19 protein-coding genes are annotated in these 22,488 nt (G+C 50.8%); 5 read left to right on the plus strand and 14 right to left on the minus strand.

Annotated features, from left to right (window positions below):
- The first annotated feature begins 9 nt into the window (after positions 1–9).
- Positions 10–1,290, plus strand: coding sequence for a glycoside hydrolase family 125 protein (locus ACQ76X_RS16440; protein ID WP_438495042.1), 1,281 nt, complete (start codon positions 10–12; stop codon positions 1,288–1,290).
- Between the two features lie 182 nt (positions 1,291–1,472).
- Here the strand turns inward: ACQ76X_RS16440 and deoC are convergent, their stop codons facing one another.
- Complete coding sequence (deoC, locus tag ACQ76X_RS16445) at positions 1,473–2,150, minus strand: deoxyribose-phosphate aldolase (RefSeq protein WP_340896456.1); 678 nt, start codon at positions 2,148–2,150, stop codon at positions 1,473–1,475.
- A 282-nt stretch (positions 2,151–2,432) separates the two neighbouring features.
- Here deoC and ACQ76X_RS16450 point away from each other — a divergent pair, with 282 nt between their 5' ends.
- Both ACQ76X_RS16450 and ACQ76X_RS16455 read left to right on the plus strand, forming a co-directional pair.
- Entirely contained in the window at positions 2,433–2,774 is a 342-nt protein-coding gene (locus tag ACQ76X_RS16450) for a hypothetical protein (RefSeq protein ID WP_076114131.1), read from the plus strand.
- Between the two features lie 9 nt (positions 2,775–2,783).
- Complete coding sequence (locus ACQ76X_RS16455; protein WP_438495043.1) at positions 2,784–3,788, plus strand: ketoacyl-ACP synthase III; 1,005 nt, start codon at positions 2,784–2,786, stop codon at positions 3,786–3,788.
- Positions 3,789–3,883: 95 nt separating this feature from the next.
- Here the strand turns inward: ACQ76X_RS16455 and ACQ76X_RS16460 are convergent, their stop codons facing one another.
- The 8 genes from ACQ76X_RS16460 to ACQ76X_RS16495 form a co-directional block, all read right to left on the minus strand.
- Entirely contained in the window at positions 3,884–4,714 is an 831-nt protein-coding gene (locus ACQ76X_RS16460; RefSeq protein WP_438495044.1) for a prohibitin family protein, read from the minus strand.
- Positions 4,715–4,826: 112 nt separating this feature from the next.
- Positions 4,827–5,102 (minus strand): hypothetical protein, encoded by a 276-nt coding sequence (locus ACQ76X_RS16465; RefSeq protein ID WP_438495045.1) that lies wholly within the window; start codon positions 5,100–5,102, stop codon positions 4,827–4,829.
- A gap of 19 nt (positions 5,103–5,121) precedes the next feature.
- Positions 5,122–5,379 (minus strand): hypothetical protein, encoded by a 258-nt coding sequence (locus tag ACQ76X_RS16470; RefSeq protein ID WP_438495046.1) that lies wholly within the window; start codon positions 5,377–5,379, stop codon positions 5,122–5,124.
- Positions 5,380–5,486: 107 nt separating this feature from the next.
- A complete protein-coding gene (locus tag ACQ76X_RS16475; protein WP_438495047.1) occupies positions 5,487–6,941 on the minus strand; it encodes a SulP family inorganic anion transporter in 1,455 nt (484 codons plus the stop codon).
- 194 nt (positions 6,942–7,135) lie between these two features.
- Positions 7,136–8,212, minus strand: a complete 1,077-nt coding sequence (locus ACQ76X_RS16480; protein WP_438495048.1) for a bifunctional 3-deoxy-7-phosphoheptulonate synthase/chorismate mutase — start codon at positions 8,210–8,212, stop codon at positions 7,136–7,138.
- A gap of 491 nt (positions 8,213–8,703) precedes the next feature.
- Positions 8,704–10,965 (minus strand): PAS domain S-box protein, encoded by a 2,262-nt coding sequence (locus ACQ76X_RS16485; protein ID WP_438495049.1) that lies wholly within the window; start codon positions 10,963–10,965, stop codon positions 8,704–8,706.
- A gap of 153 nt (positions 10,966–11,118) precedes the next feature.
- Positions 11,119–12,795: an ABC transporter permease subunit gene (locus ACQ76X_RS16490; RefSeq protein ID WP_438495050.1), complete on the minus strand. Its 1,677-nt coding sequence runs from the start codon at positions 12,793–12,795 to the stop codon at positions 11,119–11,121.
- Between the two features lie 99 nt (positions 12,796–12,894).
- Positions 12,895–13,671, minus strand: coding sequence for an ABC transporter ATP-binding protein (locus tag ACQ76X_RS16495; protein WP_438495051.1), 777 nt, complete (start codon positions 13,669–13,671; stop codon positions 12,895–12,897).
- A 421-nt stretch (positions 13,672–14,092) separates the two neighbouring features.
- Between ACQ76X_RS16495 and ACQ76X_RS16500 the strand changes: the two genes are divergently transcribed.
- The gene (locus tag ACQ76X_RS16500) at positions 14,093–15,199 is read left to right on the plus strand and encodes an LLM class flavin-dependent oxidoreductase (protein ID WP_438495052.1); all 1,107 of its coding nucleotides are present in this window, start codon (positions 14,093–14,095) and stop codon (positions 15,197–15,199) included.
- Between the two features lie 158 nt (positions 15,200–15,357).
- Here the strand turns inward: ACQ76X_RS16500 and ACQ76X_RS16505 are convergent, their stop codons facing one another.
- The gene (locus tag ACQ76X_RS16505) at positions 15,358–15,597 is read right to left on the minus strand and encodes a hypothetical protein (protein WP_038596719.1); all 240 of its coding nucleotides are present in this window, start codon (positions 15,595–15,597) and stop codon (positions 15,358–15,360) included.
- A gap of 4 nt (positions 15,598–15,601) precedes the next feature.
- Entirely contained in the window at positions 15,602–16,603 is a 1,002-nt protein-coding gene (locus tag ACQ76X_RS16510) for a TIR domain-containing protein (protein ID WP_438495053.1), read from the minus strand.
- A 160-nt stretch (positions 16,604–16,763) separates the two neighbouring features.
- Between ACQ76X_RS16510 and ACQ76X_RS16515 the strand changes: the two genes are divergently transcribed.
- On the plus strand, positions 16,764–17,894 hold the full coding sequence (locus ACQ76X_RS16515) for an N-acetylmuramoyl-L-alanine amidase (RefSeq protein ID WP_438495054.1): 1,131 nt from the start codon (positions 16,764–16,766) through the stop codon (positions 17,892–17,894).
- An 11-nt stretch (positions 17,895–17,905) separates the two neighbouring features.
- Here the strand turns inward: ACQ76X_RS16515 and ACQ76X_RS16520 are convergent, their stop codons facing one another.
- The 3 genes from ACQ76X_RS16520 to ACQ76X_RS16530 all read right to left on the minus strand — a co-directional run bounded on the left by ACQ76X_RS16520 (position 17,906) and on the right by ACQ76X_RS16530 (position 22,488).
- Positions 17,906–18,910, minus strand: a complete 1,005-nt coding sequence (locus ACQ76X_RS16520) for an HD-GYP domain-containing protein (RefSeq protein ID WP_438495055.1) — start codon at positions 18,908–18,910, stop codon at positions 17,906–17,908.
- A gap of 132 nt (positions 18,911–19,042) precedes the next feature.
- Complete coding sequence (locus ACQ76X_RS16525) at positions 19,043–20,623, minus strand: response regulator (protein ID WP_438495056.1); 1,581 nt, start codon at positions 20,621–20,623, stop codon at positions 19,043–19,045.
- 35 nt (positions 20,624–20,658) lie between these two features.
- Positions 20,659–22,488 carry a histidine kinase gene (locus tag ACQ76X_RS16530; RefSeq protein WP_438495057.1) on the minus strand — a complete coding sequence of 610 codons (1,830 nt, stop codon included), beginning with the start codon at positions 22,486–22,488 and terminating at the stop codon, positions 20,659–20,661.

The following is a 22,488-nucleotide window of genomic DNA, read 5'->3' on the forward strand; positions in this document are numbered from 1 at the left end:
AGTTAGACTATGAACTTGCCAGCTTCCATTACCCAGTATCTGAATGAAGCCGACGAACGGCTTGCTCACCATCCGAAATTGCAAAAACTGTTCCGTAACTGTTTTCCGAATACGCTGGAGACTACAACCAGACTACTTGATGACGGCACTACCTTCGTATTCACGGGGGATATTCCGGCCATGTGGCTGCGTGATTCCACTGAACAGGTGCGCCATTATATTCCTTTTGCCAAATCTGATCCTGAGCTTCAGCGGATTCTCCGCGGCCTGATTGCCCGGCAGATGTTCTATGTCAATACCGATCCGTATACCAATGCCTTCAACGAAACAGCAAGCGACAAGCATTACCGGGACACCGACGACTGCAATCTGAATCCGTGGATGTGGGAGCGCAAATACGAGCTGGACTCCCTCTGCTTCGTCGTACAACTGGCTTATATGTACTGGAAGGAAGCGGAGCAGACTGATATCTTCGATACCGCCTGCTACCAGGCGCTGACCTCCATCGTGAACGTTATAGAAACGGAGCAGTATCACGGGGAGAAATCGCCGTACCATTTCATCCGGCAGACGCTTCAGGATACGGAGACTTTGTACAACAACGGACGCGGTATGCCCGTCAATTACACCGGCATGAGCTGGTCCGGCTTCCGTCCAAGCGATGACAGCTGCGAATTCGGCTACAATATTCCCTCAAATATGTTCGCCGTGGTGATTCTGGGGTATATCCGTGAGATCGCAAGCGAGGTGTACAAGGACGAAAGACTGGCGGCCCGGGCTGCAAAGCTGCGCAAGGAGATTGACTTCGGCATCCGTACCTACGGAATTGTAAACCACCCGAAATACGGCAGAATCTACGCCTATGAAACGGACGGCTACGGCAATTATTCCCTGATGGATGATGCCGGCACACCGGGACTGATGTCCATTCCTTATATTGGTTATGTGGGTGTGGAGGATGAAATTTATCAGAACACCCGCCGGTTTGCTCTCAGCTTCGACAACCCTTTCTATTTCGAAGGCAAACATGCCAAAGGGATCGGCAGTCCGCATACGCCGGGAGGTTATGTTTGGCATATGGCGCTGTCCATGCAGGCGCTGACGGCAGACAATGATGAGGAGATCAAAGAACTGATCGATATGCTTATACGGACGGATGCGGATACCGGATATATGCATGAAGGCTTCCACCCTGACGACCCCGCCGATTTCTCGCGCGAGTGGTTCGCCTGGTCCAACAGCCTGTTCGCCACTCTGATCAGCAAAGCGATGGACAAAGGACTGGTCTAATCTGAGCTGCACCAGTTGTACCTTCCTTCAATGGACATTGCAGCGGAAAACACTACCCTAGTTATAATGATGTGAATTATATAATCAAGTCCTACCTTTAGAAAAAAACCGGCTGCGCCGTCCTTTATACAAGGATGGCGCAGCCGGTTTTTTGTAGCTGAAGTAGCTGGACTGCATGAACTTTAATAGCTGCTTTGGCTCTGTTCGCCTTTGGCAATAGCCACGCCGCCACTAGTGCCGATTCTTGTCGCTCCGGCTCCAACCATAACAAGGGCATCCTCTGCGCTGCGCACACCGCCGGATGCTTTGACGCCGATGTCCGGACCGACTGCTGCACGCATCAGTGCGATATCTTCCTTGGTGGCTCCTCCGGTGGAAAATCCGGTCGAAGTCTTCACATAATCTGCTCCCGCTTCAACGGCAAGCTTGCAGGCACGGACTTTCTCCTCATCGCTCAGCAGGCAAGCCTCGATAATGACTTTGGTTAATGCTTTGCCGCGGGCTGCATCAACAACAGCAGAGATATCACGCTTCACCAATTCATCATTGCCATCCTTCAAAGCGCCGATGTTGATCACCATATCGACTTCACCTGCGCCTTTTGCTATTGCATCGGTTGTTTCAAAGGCCTTAGTTTCCGGTGTGGAAGAGCCTAACGGGAAGCCGATAACCGTGCATACTTTTACCTCAGGTGTATCTTTCAAGACTTCATGGGCAACAGATACCCATGCCGGATTTACGCAGACCGAGGCGAACTTATAGGCTTTGGCCTCTTCCGCCAACTTGATGATATCTTCTTTCCGTGCATCCGCCTTCAGCAGCGTATGATCAATGATCCCGGATAGTGTAATTTCACTCATTGTTAATTCCTCCATAGCAGTAGATATTCTCACACCCTGTAATCATACCAATAGAAGAACGCTTTGGAAAGGCAAAGGAGAGCGTTCTACACCTTTCAATATGCTTATGTACCTCTGCACGGAATGGATTAACCCCTATTTTATAAATATAAAAAAATAAAAAGTTTAATTATGCTAAATAATCCTTTTCAAAACAACGATAATAATTATATGGAATTATTGGTTTCCATATTTTTCTTGATTGATTTCACAATTAATTTGTAGAAGGAGATGTTTGGACAGATGGGTAGTTTTAAATTCGCAACGAACACCAAAGAGCACAAACTGGATGTACAAGTCGAAGGAACCATGTCAGAGGAGGACGCAGGACGGTTTATTCAGGAATATAATCAAACCGTAAGCAAGTTTGACCCGGCTGAATATGAGATTGTCCTGGACTGCACTGCGCTGAATGTTTCTTCCCCGGATGTGCTGCCTATGCTGGAGCAATGCTATATTCTGTACCAACAATCCGGGTTCAAAAAAGTAGTCTTCACGATCGCCAAAAGTCCGGTGCTGAAAATGCAGCTTAGCCGGGTGGCCCGCTCCACAAAACTGGCAAACTATGAAATTATCGAAGTGTAGGTGAACCTGATGAAACATACCGGAGAAAACATTAGAATCCGCAATGCCGCGTACTACCATCCACAGCACATTGTTGGCAATGATTATTACCTTGATCATTTCGCGCAAATGGGGAAAGACATCAAGCGGTTCCTTGAAGTGATGGGCCGCAAGAACAGATACATTATCAAGGACGAAAACGAAAATTCGCTGACGATGGGATTAAAGGCGGCACAAAAGGTGCTTGAGGATGCCGGTCTGCAAAGTGAAGATCTCGATATGATTGTGTTCGCTTCACAGACACCGGAGTATACTTATCCTACCAATGCCCTGCTGCTGCACAACAAACTGCAATGCAAGCATCGCACCATTACTCTGGATTCCAATGCCAATTGCGCCGGTATGGTAGCGGCTGTTGAACAGGCAAGCCGTTACATGCAGTCGAACCCAAGCATCCGTTATGCGCTGATCACAGGGAGCGACTACAGCTCAGTCAACTGCAATACGGATGATGAAATTACCTATCCTAACTTTGGAGATGCGGCAGCCGCCGTTATTCTGGAGCGGAGCAGTGAAGCTGGGGGATTTACAGATTCCTTGTACTACACAGATTCCGAAGGCTGTGAGAACATTATGTTTCCAGCATGCGGATTGTCCAATATCTATCGCGAAGATATAACAGCAGAGCAGATTCGAATCCGCTGGACGCCGTTTGACGGTACCGTGTGCGTGGATGCGGCCATAGCCGATATTAAAGAGCTGCTGAGCCGCAACGGCTTGACTACCGATGATATCTCTGCCTTCTGCCTGTCCCAATTCTCACTTAAAAATATTGAGCTGATTCAAGAGGGGCTCGGCCTTAGTGAAGAGAAATTCATCTATGTTGGCGACGAATTCGGCTATACCGCCACAAGCAGTCCATTTATCGCCTTTCAGCGTGGAGTTGAGGATGGACGGATCAAACGCGGGGATTATATCTTCTTCTGGTCCGTAGGCGCCGGCTGGCAAATTCCGACGATGCTCTTCCAATACTGATTAACGGGAAACCGGACAAGCTATCTTCTTACAATCATGCAAAGAGCCTTGCTCTCATTCTGGAGCAAGGCTCTTCTTTATGTCAAAGGCAAGGGTTACTTTTTCGTCAGCGAATCAATATCCACAAATGGCGTCGCCCCGCCCGTTACGGACGGCAGTACGCCGTTCCATTTCTCCAGCGCTTTCTCCTGGACCTCAATTTGCTTCAGCTGCACCAGCTCAGGTGTAACCTCCTGCTTCTTCAGTCTTAAGGATTCGGCCTCCGCCTGTGCCTGGGCAATCTTCTGCTTGGCTTCGATCTCGACCCGCCGGAGATCATTCTCCGCCTTCAGCGCCTGCTGCTGAGCGACCTGCTTCGCTTCAATCGATTGGTTAAAGGCATCGGAGAATTTGAAATTGACTATGTTGATGTCATTAACGACTAGATCATATTTGGCCAGCCGTGCAGTGAGCAGACCACTGATTTCTCCCGCCACGGCATCACGCCGTGTAATCAAATCTTCTGCGGGGTATTTAGCCGTTACCTCCTTCACAATCTCCTGAATCGCCGGGTTGATGATCACCGCATCAAAATTGCCTCCAATATTATTCATCAGATTATAGGCAGAGTCTTTATTGACCGAATAGTTAACGGCTACATGGGTAGATACGGGCTGAAGGTCCTTGGAGGATGCCGTAGTGTCCGTCTCTGCTTTGGTTACCTGCGTGTTGACCTGAATCACACTCTGGAAGAAAGGGATTTTCAAATGAATGCCCGGTGTCAGCATATTGTTGTTCAGTTTGCCGAAGGTTTTGTACAAACCTACATGTCCGTACTCTACGGTAGCAAATGAGTTGGCGGCGATTAGCCCCAGAACCAATACCGCTGCCGTGATGCCTATGAGTTTGCCTGGCCTAGTCTGCTTCAATTTCGAATTAATCTCCATGATTGTTGAAACCTCCCTAATTATGCTCTGCTTGGTATTGTTAACCTTTTATACGGTTGTGCAGCACCAGCGGTCGCAAGGAATTTTTAGTAGGGAAGTATTCTATATTTTATTAGGGAGAAGCGGCTACCGGAATCATTCCTTCTGGAGTAATGCGGTATTCTCTCGTTATCTCCCCGCCCATGTCGGAGGCTTCGTAGACCAAATCGTCTCTAAGCACAACGGATTGGGCCTGCAAGGCGTCATTAAGGTATATAAATTCAGCGTACCCGCTGTGATAGCGGTATACATATGCGGTCATCGGTGTTCCATGTGCTGCCACTACCTCCCGGTAACCATCGCCGTCAACATCCAGCTCCCGGGTATGGCCTGTGTCTATTCGCAGCATTTCCGCCGGTGTCCCCTTATTATCTATATTGTAGTTCCACCCGCTGCCAGTCCAGTGGAATCAGCCCTGCTCTGTTCTCCGGATGGGAGCTTCCCTCCGGCGGCGGGGAGGCTATGCCATCCAAACCGCCGGAGATAGCTGCAGCCGTTGCCGTTGACTGGGGAGCGGCAGTAGCGCGGAGTTCCGCAGTTTCTTTGCCGGACGGCAAGCAGCCGGATGCCAATGTCAGCAGCGGCACAAGCAGCACTGCGGTTATTTTTTTCAGGATGAGATTCATTTCTCCACTCCTCTTCTGCCCGGAATATCGCCGTTCTTCTATAATATATAAATAGCAGCCTTCTCCATAGAGAAAGCTGCTAAAAAGATGATTATTAATCATATGAATTACAAATGTCCGCCGGATAAGGACAAGCCAACCCGTTTTACCAGCTGTGTGCTTTCCTCGTTTAATCCGGTAATCGTAACCGTTTTGCCATACGCCGCATACTTGCTGATCGTCTTGGCAATGGCGCCAGCCGCTGACTGGTCCCATACATGGGAATGTGTGAAGTCGATCCTGATGTTCTCTGAATCGCCCTCATAATTAAACTCATGAATAAAGTGGCTTGTCGTACCGAAAAACAGCTGGCCGGAAACCACATATGTGGCCATATCGGCGGATGTCTGGACGCTCAGGGAAATCGAGGCTATTTTCCAGGCAAACGTCAGGGCACTGAGCAGAACACCGAACAACACCCCGATGGACAGATTATCCGTTAGCACGACCGTAACAACCGTTACAATCATTACCAGCGCATCACTTAGCGGTACGCGGGCCAGCGTCTTCAGCGAGCCCCATTCAAAGGTGCTGATGCACACCATGATCATGACGCCTACCAGCGCTCCCATTGGGATTTGCTTCACGATATCACCAAGAACGAGGATGAGGAACAAGAGGAATATCCCCGACACAAAGGTAGATAGCCGGGTGCGTCCACCCGATTTCATGTTAACCATCGATTGGCCGATCATCGCACAGCCTGCCATGCCTCCGAAAAAGCCCGTGACGATGTTCGCCAATCCTTGCCCCTTCGCTTCACGGTTCTTGTCGCTTCCGGTGCCGGTTATATCGTCAATTAAAGTTGCCGTCATCAGCGATTCCAGCAGCCCCACCACAGCGAGTGACAGTGAATATGGCAATATAATGAGCAGCGTATCCACTGTAAATGGCAGCTGCGGCAGATGGAACAGCGGCAATGCCGATGTTATCTCTCCCATATCCCCCACGGTTCTCACATCCAGATCAAGCACAATGCTGAGCACTGAAACGATAATAATTGCCACAAGCGCCGAAGGCACCGCCTTGGTGAAACGCGGAACCGTATAGATGATGAGCAGAGTCAAGGCTACAAGGGCATACATCACCCAGCCTTGGCCCTTGAAATGCGTAAGCTGTGCCATAAAGATCAGAATAGCCAGCGCATTGACAAAGCCGGTCATGACCGGCTGCGGAAGAAAGGTAATAAATCTCCCCAGCTTGAGCATCCCCATCACGATTTGGAAAACTCCGGCTAATACGGTAGCTGCGAACAGATACTCAATTCCGTGCTGGATTACCAGACTGCCGACCAGCAGCGCCATTGCGCCGGTGGCTGCCGAGATCATGCCCGGTCTGCCTCCGGCAAACGATGTTACAATTGCGATGCAGAAGGAGGCATACAGACCTACCATCGGGCTTACTCCGGCAAGGATCGAGAACGCAATCGCTTCGGGAATGAGTGCAATCGCCACCGTCATTCCGGAAAGAACATCGCTCCGTGTATTGGAAAACCACCCGTTATTTAATTTTAGCTGCTTCAAGCTTCTGTTTCCTCCTGTTTCTGTTATGGTTGATTGGACTGTTCCGAACAGTCCGGGCCGGTGCAACGCCAATGATTCCTATTGTACCTGACCCGCCATAACCTCCACAAAAGTGTAGCCTGTACTTGTAAGCGTTTATTTCCGTCTTTTTCTCGCGTATGCTGCGAAAATCAAGTCCATTCAATAGTTTTAAATTACCGGTATAGTCCTGAAGCCTTAACCTCATTGAAGAAGGTATTGAATTCCTCGATATTAAGCTGCTGCGCAGCATCCGACAATGCAGTCGCCGGGTCGGGATGAACCTCCACCATGATGCCGTCGGCTCCGGCGGCGAGTGCCGCTTTGGCGCAAGGGATCAGGATATCCTTGCGTCCGGTGGAGTGGGTCACATCGACCAGCACCGGCAAATGGCTCTCCTGCTTCAGGATCGGCACGGCCGAGATGTCCAGTGTATTACGCGTCCATTTCTCGTAAGTGCGGATACCGCGTTCGATCAGCATGACCTGGGTATTTCCGCGTGACATGATGTACTCAGCCGCATGGAGGAATTCTTCCATCGTTGCAGCAAGCCCGCGTTTCAGCAGAACCGGTTTATTCAGTTCTCCAGCCGCCTTGAGAAGTTCAAAGTTCTGCATATTGCGTGCGCCGATCTGAATAATATCCACATAATCCAGCGCCGGCTCCAGATGTGCCGGATCGACGATTTCACTGATCGTCAGCAGGCCGTATTCATCAGCCGCCTCACGGAGAATCCGCAGCCCATCCATGCCAAGGCCCTGGAAATCATACGGCGAAGTCCGGGGCTTGAACGCTCCACCGCGCATTACGCGGATGCCGGCCTTTTGCAGCGCCGCGGCCACCGTATGGGTCTGCAGCTCGCTTTCTACGGAGCAAGGGCCTGCTACCATCAGCGACGACAAGCCGCCGACGGTCACATCGCCCGGCAGGACAATAACGGTGTCCTCTTTGTGGCTCTTGCGGCTGACAAGCATGCTTTTCTTGTGCTCGGCAGACTGTAAATCCAGAGAAGCGGAGAAGATTTGCTTGAAGAGGCTGCGGATCGTTCCGCTTGTGAAAGGTCCTTTGTTGCCCGCTACCAGCTTCTCCAGCATCTGTTTTTCCCGTTCCGGATCGAACTTCGGCACGCCTTGCTTTTCTTTAACTACACCAATTTCCTGAACTACCTGGGCACGCTCGGAGATCAGCTCCAGCAGCTGCTCATTAATTTCATCCAGGCGGGCTCTCAGCCCATCCAATTCCACGTTGCTCATTACCTTCCACTCCCTCTTCTCGATTAATTCAACCTATGAACGCAAAAAGGCCCCCCGTCGCAAGGGACGAGGAGCCGTGGTACCACCCTTATTTAGGATTAATCAAAAACAACCGCCGCACAAAAAATGAAAGCTCATTTCCTGCCCGGGATTAACCCTATCTTACACCCGATAACGCGGGGCGCGGGCCTCCCTACCCATAGTTGCTGCAGCAAATACTTCAGGGGCCGACTCGGAAGTGAACTTCGGCGCTAATCGTCTCATGAGGGTGCTCTCAGTCTCCGGCACACCTTCCCTGTTAAGATCCGCTTCTAGCGCTTACTCTCTTCGTCATTGTCATTTGTGTTATATGCCGGCGCTTCTTCTGCGCCGGTTGATGCTATCTTAATCAATAAGATCCTCTGATGCAAGACATCAATGTACCGCTTCGCAGCTTTAAGCAACTAAAATAACCTTTAATAAGATTAAGCGCCCAAGCCTGTTTTTTCGCCTCAAAAAAATTTCCCGATGATATTCGAAATAGCTTCGCTTCTGAGCGGCTTGCTGATATATTCATCCATCCCGGCCTCGAGACAAAGCTCACGGTCACCCTTCAGCGCATTTGCCGTAACCGCAATAATTACCGGAAGCTTCTCCTGCGGAAGCGTCTGTTTAATAACCCTGGTAGCTTCCAGCCCATTCATCCCGGGCATCTGCACATCCATGAAAATAATGTCATAGTCCTTGCTGCCGGCCATCTCCACTACCTGCAGTCCATCTACCGCAACATCAACAGCGTAGCCCCGCTTCTCCAATATTTTGCGCAGCACGATTCGGTTAATTTCATTGTCTTCGGCCACTAAAATACGCAGCTCCCGGCCAACCGTACCCAGGCTCGGCAACTCGGTACCCGGTTCTCCGTCTGAACCTTTGTTCTCCTCGCGAAGCACCACAGTGAATACAAAGGCCGCACCGTTCTCTGTGCCGGTATCCAGTGCGATGCTGCCGCCCATCAGTTCAACAAGCTGTTTGGTAATGGCCAGGCCCAGACCTGTTCCTTCATGACGCCGGCCCATAAATTGCTCAAGCTGATAAAACGGCTCAAACAGCCGGCTCCGGGAGTCTTCCGGGATACCAATCCCGGTATCAGCAACAGTGAATTGCAGCGTAATTCCATCTGCGGCTTTTGCCGCAGTCCGGACCTGTATTGTGACACCTCCGGTATAGGTGAACTTCACTGCATTGCCGACCAAATTGAGCAGAATCTGCTTCAGCCGGTCTTCGTCGCCTATCAAATGCTCCGGCACTTCTGCACCCATCGTAACCTCAATGTACAACCCCTTCGCCTCCGCCTTAAGGAGCAGCAGTTCGAGCGCGGATTCCATGCAGTTCCTCAGCACAAACGGCTCTTCGTGCAGGGCTGTTTTGCCCGCTTCATTCTTGGAGAAATCCAGAATATCGTTGATGATATTCAGCAGCGTATCACCGCTCTGCCGGATAATATCGAGATATTCGCGCTGCACGGAGCCCGGTTCACTCATGTCCAACAGCAGATCGGTCATCCCCAGAACCCCATTCATCGGCGTGCGGATCTCATGGCTCATCATCGCCAGAAACTCGCTTTTGGCCTTGTTCGTATTCTCAGCAATCTCCTTGGCAATGAGCAGCTTCTTCTGCTCGGTAATATCCTTCACGATAATATAGAATCCGACCCGCTCCTCGTTGATGATGATGGGGGCGATCGTTGTCAGCACTTCGACGGTATGGCCGTCTTTGTGCCAGATCAGATTGATGTTCCGCTCCTTGCTGTTGTTCTCATTGCAATAACCGATTACATCATGCAGATGATGGGCGCCGATAATCAGACTCACACTCATTCCGGCTATTTCAGGGATGGTGTAGCCTGTCAACTGGCAGGCTTGTTCATTTCCGTTTATGATATTGCCCTGCAGATCCAGGGAAATAATCGCATCATGATTATATTTTTTCAGGGAGGTATACCGCTCGATGGATTCCTGCAGCATCGTCTCTACAGCTTTGCGCTCCGTTACATCACGGCCTACCGCAAGCACGCTCATGCTATTCCCATCCTCAATTAAACGCAGGGTGAATTCAATCCAGAGGTATCGCCCGTCGGCATGGCGGATTCGCAGCTGGATGCTCTGAAACTCCATGGGCTCAGAGAGCTCCAAAACTGTAAGATCCTCAGGGTGAATCAGCCCGCGGATATCGCGTCCAATCAGCTTCTCCGGCTCATACCCAAGCACCTCCTGAATCGAAGGTGAACAATACAGGCAAATGTTGTCCAAAGTGGAATAATACACAATATCCCTTATGTTCGCGGCGATCAGCCGGTAGAGTTCATCACTCGGAGGAGGGGCGATTTCGGAGGTATTTCCCTCCGGAATCTCAGCCAAATGAATTAAATAATGCAGCTTCTCCCCCGTACAAGGATCGCTGACAAGCACAGCATACAGAAGCAGCCGGACCGGTGTGCCGGCGGCACGGATCAGCTTAATTTCACATTCAAAAAAGGGGGCCTCTCCTGCTTGCAGAGCCCCCATCATCTTTTTATATACCGCCAAAGAATCATTATGCAGAAACTCACCGAATTCATGCTCCAGGAGCTGTTCCTCCGAATACCCCAGCATCAAGACTACCGCGGGATTTATACGGGTCCATTTCTCATCCATAGAAAGAAAAGCTACTCCAACAACTCCCCTTTTGTAAGCCTGTCCAAAGTGGGAATATACCTCCGCATGCTGTCTTAACATCTGATCCACCGCCCGTTTGTGGAGTATTGAGTGAAATTCACTTATTTTAAAACTTCAATATAAATATCTTGTATATTCGGGCGAAAGTCAAATGTTATTCCCGCTTTTTCAGCTATAAAATTCAAGGCATTAGATATTCACTTTCCGCAGGTCTTAAAATGAATAGTAAACTTCTTTTCCGGCAAGAAAATCCCTGCACAGGGTATCGCATACTTTTGCTGCGTCCTCTTTAATCCAGCCATTCCGGTCAGGGTCATGAATAAAAAATAGATAGCTGATAAATATATCCATAAAAATCAATCCTTCAATATACCGTACCTGATCAAAAGTGAAAGTGGACCTTGAAGCATAACCCAGCAATAGGGTTTTCCTTAATTCGCTTGGAAGGATGGAAGATGCGCTGCCCAGGTCAAATAGGTAATAGCCATAACCGAACAATCCAAAGTCTATATAACAGGGACCCTCATTCGTAATAATGACATTCCCAAGTTGAACATCGGCATGTATGAGCCCCCACTCTTGTTGAGCATCCAAATCCATCAGTTGTCCCTTTACATATTCCAGAACCTCCCTAATGATCTCATAGTGCTCTTGACTGTACAGGCTGGCTTCAATTCCATATTTAAGTTCCTCAATCGCACTATCTATTCTTGCTGCGTCATATACAGGTCTGGTTAGCGCCGGCAGTGAGGATTCTCGTGAAAAATGATGTAGCTCCGCCAGCTTCTCCCCTAATGCATAAACAATCTGCCCTATGTTGTCTTCCTGCAAAGTAAGCGTTGAACCCTCTATCCACTCCAGTAAGGTTGCGTAACAGGAGCCAAATTCATTGGCTGTATATTCTGAAACAAACTGGCCCGCACGGTTAACAGAGGGTTTCTGCACCCGCAGGCTGTTCTTTTGGGATAATCCCTGAAGTAAGTACATTTCTGACTGTAAGCCTTCAAGCGTATGTTGTATACCAAACAGACCTGCAGTTGCAGGTTTATGTATGCGCAGCAAATACTGTTTGTCGTCGCTTGTATCTGTTACCTTAAACGTCATATTTTCATTATGTCTAATAAATTCAATTGCTGGTTCCGAGATAGAATAAAGCGCAAGCACTTCTTCTGCATGATGTATCAAGTCGTCCACAAATTCAGATTCCATAATATAATCCCCGTTCCTGAATTTTCCTTTGATTCCTGAAGTGGAAGCAATCAGCTCAGCCACTACCAGTCCCAGCCAGGACAAGCCCAGCGACAGGCGGACGCCAAGCATTATGTTCGGGACCGCCGCCGGCAGCACCAGCCGGAGAATCTGCTGCAGCCGGCTGAAGCCAAGCACCCTGGACACTTCAAACAGCTTGTTGTCAGTCCCGCGGATGCCCATAAACGTATTGATGTATACCGGAAAAAAAGCTCCTTTGGCAATCAGCAGCACCTTGGATTCTTCACCGATGCCAAACCATAGGATGAACAACGGCACTACGGCCAGACTCGGTATCATCCGGATCATTTGCAGGGAGGGATCCAGCAGCTTCTCCGATCTGCGGAACAGCCCGACCAGTACACCGAACAGCAGGCCAAGACCGCCGCCGAGCAGAAATCCTGACAATGCCCGGATCACGCTGATCCGGAGGTTGCTCCAGAGGTCTCCGGTGGAAGCGAGCGAGATGAACGACTGGGCAATGGTATAAGGGGTCGGGAACAGCATCTCCGAGATCATTCCATAATGTCCAAGGGTCTGCCACAGAATCAGCACACTTCCTGGCAGCAGCAAGCCAAGTCCGGCAATGGCCGCTTTTCCGGGTCTTCCGGGGGTTCTGGCCGCGATGGCCCGATTGCTCATAAATACCCCTCCTTTTATCATATAATTCACATCGCATAAGTCGGATAAAAGACAACACGAATCCCTTGTTTCCGTAAAATCGTTTCAGTAAAGACAACCTTAAATCCCTGCCCCGTCAGTCAGCTCAAGCTCATCCACCTTCTCGAAATAATTCAGCACCTTCAGACGCAGCTCTTGAAAAGAGGTAGTCGTCTTCTTGCGCGGATACGGCAGATCGACCGGAACGACCTTGCGGATCTTGCCCGGGCGCGGCTCCAGAATGACTACCCGGTTGCCCAGAAAAACAGCTTCATCAATGTCATGGGTTACAAAAATCATCGTGGTCCGGTTCCGCCGCCAAATGTCCAGCAGCACTGTCTGCATATGTGCCCGGGTAAATGCATCCAGAGCGCCAAACGGCTCGTCGAGCAGCAGGATCTTTGGGTTCCGCAGCAGCGCCCGGGCAATCGCCACACGCTGGGCCATCCCTCCCGACAGCTCGCGGGGATAGGACTTTTCGAAGCCGGTCAGTTTCACCAGTTCAATCAGCTCATCCACCTTCTGCCGGATGTCCGGCCTGCCAAGCGGCAGGTCGGAGGCGATATTCTTCTCCACGGTAAGCCAGGGAAACAGGCGGTGCTCCTGAAATATAAACCCCTTATCAATACCCGGACCGCCAATCTCCTCACCTTCGAGAGTAACACTGCCGGTATAACCGGTATCCAGACCGGCGACGATGCGCAGCAGCGTGCTTTTGCCGCAGCCGCTGGGTCCAATCACTGTAATAAATTCACCTTCCTCTACATGCAGATCAACCTCATGAAGTGCCTGTACCTGCCCGCCCGCTGTATCAAAGCTCTTGTTCAAATGCGTAATAGACAGCAAAGCTTCACCCATTCATATGCTCCTCCTTCCAATTGGCAAACCCAAAATCTACACAAAAAAAACAGAGGGACCTCGTGTGAAATAACACGGGCACCTCTGTCTGAACAGTCGGCAGTTAATAATCCAAAGTAAAACTATTGGAATTTGTAAATTTAAAATATCATCTATCTACAGGTCTGTCAACAAAAATACACATTTCGTTTACAGCGAAAACGGTGTTTACTTAAGTACATTAATTCAAGCAGATGCATTGAATAGGCTTCTTCTGAAGATATTCGACTGAAAGACCTCCACGATTCACAGAACCTTTATCATTTATTCATATACTTACATTTTGTAAGCAGTTATGTTATAATCATCAATATTCCTTCTCACACCGGACTAATTTCCATTTACTATATTTTACATTCTATTGAATAAGGGGTTAGCATTTATGAATAACAGCGTTCCACAAGAAAACGTGCCGGAGTTTGAATTCGGTATTTACACACTCGGTGATATCGTAACCGATTGCCATACAGGTCAGACCATCAGCCCCCGGCAGCGTCTCCATGAAGTCATCGCAGCGGCCAAGCTGGCCGATGAGGCAGGGCTGGACGTCTTCGGCGTCGGTGAGCATCACCGTCTTGATTTTGTCATCTCCTCGGTGCCGGTTGTACTCGCGGCAGTTTCGCAGGCCACGAAACGGATCAAGCTGACAAGCGCCACAACGGTGCTGAGCACTATAGATCCGGTGCGGGTCTTCGAAGACTTCGCCACACTCGATCTGCTGTCGGACGGCCGGGCGGAGATCATCTCCGGACGCGGTGCTTTTCTGGAATCCTTCCCCCTGTTCGGATACGAGCTGGAAGATTACAAGAAGCTGTTCGCGGAGAACCTAGATCTGCTGCTGGAGCTCAATCAGCATGAAGTCATGAACTGGGAAGGAACCTTCCGCTCCCCGCTGAAGAATGCTGAGATCGCCCCGCGGCCTTTGCAGCAGAAGCTCCCGCTATGGGTCGGCATTGGCGGTTCGGCCGAAAGTGCCGAAAGAGCCGGTACGCTTGGTATTGGGATGGCTATCGCCATTCTCAGCGGCAGTCCTGAACCCTTTCAGAACCTTGCCGAAACCTACCGCAGAAGCGGAGCCAAAGCCGGTCATGCTCCAGAGGACTTAAAGATCGCCATCACCAGCCACGGATATATTGCGAAGACGTCACAGCAGGCACTGGACGAGTACTATCCTTACTATTACAGCTACCGCAATGCCATCAGTCCGCATCCGGGCCAGGAGTACGGAGTATCCCGCAGCGATTTCGGGCGTTTCGTCTCTCCTGTTAACACGCTTGCCGTTGGCAGTCCGCAACAGATTATAGAGAAAATCCTGTACCAGCATGAGCTGTTCGGCCATAACCGCTTCATGACCCAGCTGGACATCGGCGGACTCCCCTTCAACAAGGTAGCGACGGCTATTGAGCTGCTAGCCACCGAGGTGGCACCGGTCGTGCGGCGGGAAATTGCCAAGAAGCGGAGCAGCCTGTCTTCCCGCCAGGAGATCTAAGAAACTGGGCGTACCCAAGTGTAAACTGCTTTGCCGTCCTTTTTGTAGGACGGTATCGTTTCAGCGAGAAATAGAAGGATAATTTAAAGTGCGAAGCATATAAATTCTTATATTTACAAAAAGGGGTCTCCGGCTGATGCCGGGGACCCCTTAACTATTTAGGCGAATGAAGGCTTGCTGTTGTCGACTTTCCCGCTGATAAGCTTCTTGTATTCCTCATCTCCGCCATCCAGCGATGGCGCAATATATACGTGGCCTGCCGAAGAAGCTGGCTTTGCTGCCCGGCCTGCACTTGCCTTGCCCTTAGAGCGTCGTGTCCCTCCGGAACTGCTGCCGTTGCCGCCTGCGGATCGGCGGACCGCACTGGACAAACTGACTACACCCTTCATATTCTTCATGCTCCTAGTCCCCTCCCACTAAATAATTGACGGTACGGAACAAATCGCGGTTGTAAGCAACCACTGTGGTAAGATCCTCCGCAGACAGCCCGTCGTCTCCCGAGAAATGCACAGAAAGGACATGCTGCTCACCTAAAGGATAGCATAGGATATATACCTCGGCAACTTCAGTACGCTGAAAAAAGGTCCATTCCTTGCTCAGATAAGCATCGAGCACACCGGGCCGCTTCCCCTTGTCTTCACTTAATGAAAAAGGGTAACAATGCCCACGGCCCACATTTCCGCCTACCTGTATCAGACCTTCCTTCTCACTTTCCCGCCAGAGCGCGGCGCCAATCACCCGGCATTGTCCAGGCGGCAAAAAGGAATTGCGGATAGCCTCGCTGAGCGCCTGGTATTTCTCTCCACCCTGAGCTCCGGCCACATTACTATTATATTGCCAGAAGAAATGAAGGATACTTTCCTTGCGCCTAAGCTCCAAGCCCAAATGTTCCAATTCCTTCAGGGGATCGCGGTAGCTCCCCTGCTCCTGAATACAGTCCAGGATCTTCCCGCAGCTGACATCAACGGCTGCCACCGGATTATCATGCTGCCATTCATACTCCAGCGGGGTGAGTCCGGACAGATCGGATAAGAGATGATACTCTTCGATATTCTTGCCGGGAATCAAATCCGTGCGCGGGGTTACCCGGTCCGGAAGCAGGCAAAAGACACGTCTGCGCCGCAGCCTGGCCCAGAACAGCCCCATTTCGAACTGTGTATTATCACGGGTGACATAATAATATTTGCCGCGGATTTGAGCCACATCATCAGGTGAAAAGACGAATACGGCAAAATCGCTTTCATCCAGATGTCTCTCCAGCGCCTCCATCGTATATTCATTCGCACGGAAGGCATTGGCATACCAAGGATTAACCTCGGCTTCTCGCTTTAGCTGTTCGTGGATCGCCCGGGCGTAACGGATGGATTCCCTGGATGATCCGATGAATAGTTTGGGTCTGGTCACGACGGCACTCCTTTACAAACTTTTCCAATATGAAACAATTATACAGCGCTTTGCCGCTTTGGAACAGAGGTTTAATTTCTATTAAATTTTAACCAAATCCTTTTCTTTGACCGATGAAACGGGTAATAGACATTTATCCATCCGGGAAGAGAGGAAATTTATGAACAAATTTATACATACCGCAGTGCTGGCAGCCTGCTTGCTCACTGGAAGCATGCTGCAGACTGCAACCAGTTCCGCTGCAGGAGCCTATACAGCAAAAGTGAGTGCAAGCTCCCTGAATGTACGCAGCGAGCCGGCAGCCAATGCGGCTGTCACAGGATCCTTAAAAAGCGGTGCACAGGTGACCGTTACCGATGAGCAGCATGGCTGGGCAAAAGTGCGGTCCGGTTCAATCTCCGGCTGGGTTGCGGGGTATTATCTCATAAAAGTGAGCGGGACAGGCGGTGAAGCCCGTGCAGCAGTTGCTGTATCCACATCCGCCAAGACCTCCGGAAGCGGCAGCAGCACAGCAATGGTTACAGCCGACTCCCTGCGCATCCGTGGAGGTCCGGGAACCGGTTATAAGATACTCGGGGCGTTAAAGGCAGAGGACTCCGTAACTGTTGTGCTGCGGCAGAACGGTTGGGTGCGGATCCGCACCGCCAGCGGGGAGACCGGCTGGGTCTCTGCACAATATATTGCCAGCGGAAGCTCCGTGAGCACGGGAAGCGGGAGCCGAACGACTGGCAGCCTTAGGCAAACTGGCGGGATCAATGGCAAGCGGATCGTCATTGATCCGGGTCATGGCGGCAGCGACCCGGGCATGCTCGGCACATCCTTTGACACGTTGGAGAAGGATCTGAATCTGCAGACGGCATTGTATGTCCGCGACTATCTGACAGCCAAGGGAGCCCGTGTGGAGCTGACACGCACCCAAGACCAGCGCCCTTCTCTCGCCAGGAGAGTGCAGATCGGGCAGTCTGTGGGGGCGGACGCTTTTGTCAGCATCCATTACAACTCCTCCCCGAAGAATGTAAGCGGCACGCTGACTTTTTATTACTCGGAATCGGATGATCTGCGCCTGGCACGCTCCATTGAGAACCGGCTCGGGCAGGGCATCGGCTTGAAGAGCAACGGGGTCTCCTTCGGTAACTACCATATTCTGCGGGAGAACAACCTTCCGGCAGCACTGGTGGAGCTCGGGTTCCTAAGCAACCGGAACGATGAAGCGGTCGTCCGCACATCTGCCTATCAGAAAAAAGCCGCCAAGGCAATTGCCGAGGGGCTCGCGGACTATTTTAAAGGTTAATGGCGAAACGGCTATATACTGATTTCTTTGATCTTGAGATCCCTCATTTTGCCAAGGTCGATATATTCACCATCTATCTTGATTAAGGGCGTTTCGATGTTATGGGGATTCAAGTAGACAATTTCACCGACACGGCCGTCGGTTAAGATCACATCACGCCCGACGGTCCGTTTCACAATATTCTCAAGGAACACAGAGACCACATGCGGGTCAAGCGCCCCAAAGCTGCCTCTCCTCATCTGCTCCACAATGAGATGGAACGGCATAGCTTCATGATAGGGCCGCTTGGAGGACATTGCATGAAAGATGTCGGCAACGGCAACGATTTTGCTGTAGGAATCAATCTGCTCCTCCTTCAGCCCCAGCGGATAACCCTTGCCATCATTTCGCTCATGATGCTGGAGCGCGGTCAAGGTGATATGGGAATTCGCCCCCGTTGTCTCCTTGAGCATCTCATAGCCATAGATCGTGTGCTTTCGGACCATGGCGAATTCCTCAGCGGTCAGCTTGTCCGGTTTATTCAACAACTCGGGAGGAATTTTGAGCTTGCCGATATCATGCAAGGTTGCAGCTAGGGAAAGCACCGACAGCTCCGCCTGCCCCATATTCATCCATCTGCCAATCAATGTGGATAACACACCTACGCCAATATTGTGCTGGTATGTATAATCGTCCTTCCCCTGAATCGCTTCGAACAGCGCAAAAATATCGGGAAGGAGTGAAATCTCCTGAACAACCGGTACAACATCCTTTCTTATATCCGCCAATGGAACTTTGCGGGTTAATCTGAAAGAATTAAATAAATCCTTCGACACTTCCACCACACCGTTAACCATCTCGCGGCAGGCCGGCGTCTGTGGTTGTTCATCGGTGAATACGATATCCAATGTATTGATTCTTTGCTTGCGGATGAGTTCCAAATGCTCTGCGTTCAATACGCTTCTTGCAGGTATTACAGTTACACCGTACGCATTGATCAGATCATTTTTGAGGATTCTGCCTAAATAACTATCCATACCATACCAACCCTCCCATTTAACCGATAAAATGATGTGCGATATCCGTATGACTATTATCGGTAAAAGATGGGGAATTCTGAAATTTGTAGGACGGCTCCATTTTTTGTCCATTGTGGAGTGGTTATTTCGCTACAGAGAGCCCTCCTGCTTGCGGTATTCACGCGGAGTCTGCCCGGTCGATTTCTTAAAAACCCGGCTGAAATACTTCTCATCCTCATAGCCGACCAGCTCCGAAATCTGCGACAGCCGCAGGTTTGTATTTTGCAGCAGCGTCTTGGCCTTGTCTATTCTCAGTGCAGTTAAATAATCGGACAGATTCTCCCCGCTGATCTGTTTGAACTTGCGTGACACATTCTCCCTGCTGATAAAAAAGCGCTCGGCGATATGCTGAAGCGTCATGTCCTTGGCATAGTTCTGATTGAGGTATTCCCGGATTTCCTGAACAAGCCGGCTGTCCGGTGTCTGGGAATTCCCTTTCCACAATCGCTGCAGCATGCTCTTTAACTGATTCCGCCAGTGCTCAACGGAGAAAAGCCCCTCTTCGTCATAACACAGCTCAAAGGTAATCTCCTCATTCTGGCGCCAGCGCATCAGAACGGCGCAGATCTGTTCCTGCTGGTGCAGAAAGCTATTCTCGGTGAGCAGTGACAGTCCTGAAAGCTGATCGGCCCATTCATCAACCACCCGTTCCATTCTCTGCAGATCCCCCGATAACACAGCCACTCTGAGCTTGTCCAGCAGTGATTCCAGCACGTGGTCTTCCACAGACCCACTCTCCTCCGTCAGCTCCCTGTAATGATAAATGCGCCCTTCCCGCTGCAGGAGATTGCGCTCACTAAGGCCTTGACGCGCCTGACGGAAGGCGTTTTGCAGTCCTTCGGGAAAAGCCACGGGCCGGCTGAGACCTATATCCACCTGTACCCCATAAGTCTGTTTCATCGATTCATTGATCAGCCGCACCCACACTTCCGCATCCAGAGCCGCCGTCCAGAAAAGAATGACAATATCGGTGCCGGCCTGCCAGCTGCGAAAGGCAAAGCCGCTTCTCCCGGGGGAGATCACCTCATTGCAGACGTTCGCCAGCACGAAGGAGGTCAGCGTCACATCGCCATGAAACCGCTCCAGCAGGCGGCAGTTTGCACGCTGGAGCGAGATTACGGCAACTCTGCAGCTTGCCGCATCCCCCGGCAACCCCAGCTCTTCGCACAAGGAAGGCTTCAGCTCCTGAAATGAGGCATGACCGGAGACCAGATCCGAGAGCATCTTGTCCCAGTACAGCGGCCGCAGCACATTAAGCTGCATATTCTGCCGGTGACTCTGCTGCCGCTCCTCCTCTTCCTCCAACCACAGCTTGAAGGCATGCTCGGCTGCGGCAATCAGTTGTTTGCTGTTCAGGGGCTTCAGCAAATAATCTGTCCCTCCGTAGACGATTGCCGGCTTTACATAATTGAAGTCCTGATACCCGCTAATGACAATTGTCTTCGTATTCGGGAAATGATGATGCAGCCATTCCAGCAGCTCCGCACCGTCCATCAGCGGCATCCGCATATCCGTGAAGACAATCGCCGGCTGTTGCTCCTGCATTATCAGCGTAGCTTCCTGCCCGTTGGTCGCCTCAAAAATCTCTGAAATCTGATATTTCTCCCACGGTACAAAATAGCGGATCGCCTCACGCACATGCTTCTCATCGTCTACAATCAGCACCTTCATCTCACTTGCCGCTCCTTTGGGTCCATTGCGCTCCCTTAATTTGTTGGGTCCATCTTATCCAGCGGAATAATAAGCGTCACCTTAACCCCGCCGCCTTCAACACTCTGCAGCAATAGCTCTGCCCCGCTGCTCATCTGCAGCCGCACACGCGCCAGTACGTTATGCAGCCCAATCTCTTCGTGCTCTGTCCGGCCGCTCTGCTGAAGTCCGGCTGTAATTTCCTCCAGCCGTTCCGCAGTGATTCCTTTGCCGTTGTCCCTGACGGCAAGCCGCAGGCTACCGTTCGCATCCAGAGCACAGGTGATGGAGATTACAGCCTCGCGGATCCCGTCCGTAAAACCGTGCTTGAATATATTCTCAACAATAGGCTGCAGAATCATCTTGGGCACGGCAATCTCCAGAGCAGCTTCCTCTGCATCAATATCCAGCCTTAAGTTCTCTTCACCGAAACGTTCCGTCTGCAGGATCACATAATTCTGCACATGCTCCAATTCATCACGAAGCGGGACCTGCGTCCGCTCCGTGTTCATGGAATAGCGCATCATACTGCCAAGCGAATAGATGAGATCATACACCTTCGGTGCATTGTAGCGCAAGGACAGACTGGCAATGGACTGCAGGGCATTATACAGGAAATGAGGATTGACCTGGGCCTGCAGCGCCTTCAGCTGATTGGTCTTGTTGGCCAGCTCAAGCTTGTATTCCTTTAAGATAAGATCGTTGATCGTCCGGGTCATGCCGGTGATTTTGCGTGTCAGGAGACCGAATTCATCCTCCCGTTCGGCATCCATATGCGCATCAAGCTGACCAATCTGCACTTTCTGGGTGAAGGAGATCAGCTTCTTGATCGGCCTTGTGAATCCGACGGAGATTAATACCGCGCTGAGTCCGCCAAGGATCAGGAACAGCACACCGATTCCGGTGTTGAACCGGGTGATAGTTCTGGCATCGCCATACAGATCTTCATAGGGAACCAGCTTGATGATGCTGCCCTTGAACAACGTATTCTCAATGTGTCGGTACATTACAATACCCTCGAAACCATCCTTCTTCCAGGTGAAATGGCCACTGTCATCCTTCCCCGGCAACTGGCTCCAGCCTGCGGTGACCGGTTTGCCGATCCAATCGGAATCAGATGCAAACAAGGCCTGCCCCTGTTCATTCAAGATATAAAGCCGTTCTGTATCCGAATTGTACATAGATTTGACGATTCCCTCCAGCTCCCCCAAGCGGAAATCAATCGACAGATCGGCCAGAACATCATCGCTCGGCGTTCGGTACATGGGGAAATGAGCAGTAAAAACCGGCACAGTACCCGATTTCAAATTGGGGAATCCGGACTTCATCCCGTATTGATGATCCATATGCGTAACCTCAATATAAGGCCGGTACGTTTCCTCCGATTGGATCACCGGGGCGTAATCATCATTATTCTCCCGGCGGAATAACCCACCGAGCACCAGATTCGACTGCTTGGCCGCCCGGACATACAGGTGAATCTGAAAGGTGTTCCGGTCGGAGAGGAACAGGTTATAGAGCTGTGTTGAGATGATCGCCCGGTTATCCGGCAAGACGGAGTTTTCAGGAGCATTATCCGGATGTTTGGCCGTAAGCAGGCTCGTATAGAAGGAGCTGGGGACATTGATTCCGCTGTATAGGGACATCGCCTGCTGATTCACTCCGCTGAAGTAACTGCTGAGATTAGCCTCCCCAAGTGTCAGCAGCTTCGTATTCTGCTTCACTGACTGTTCGGTTACCGATTGCTTGGTATAGAGATATGAGAACGTTACGGATATCCCCGACGGGATCACCGAGGCCAGCAGCACAAGCGCCATCAGCCGGGTCCGGATACTGTTTCTGAACAT

It is taken from the genome of Paenibacillus sp. IHBB 3054, from assembly GCF_051594305.1.
Classification (GTDB): Bacteria; Bacillota; Bacilli; order Paenibacillales; family Paenibacillaceae; genus Paenibacillus_AQ.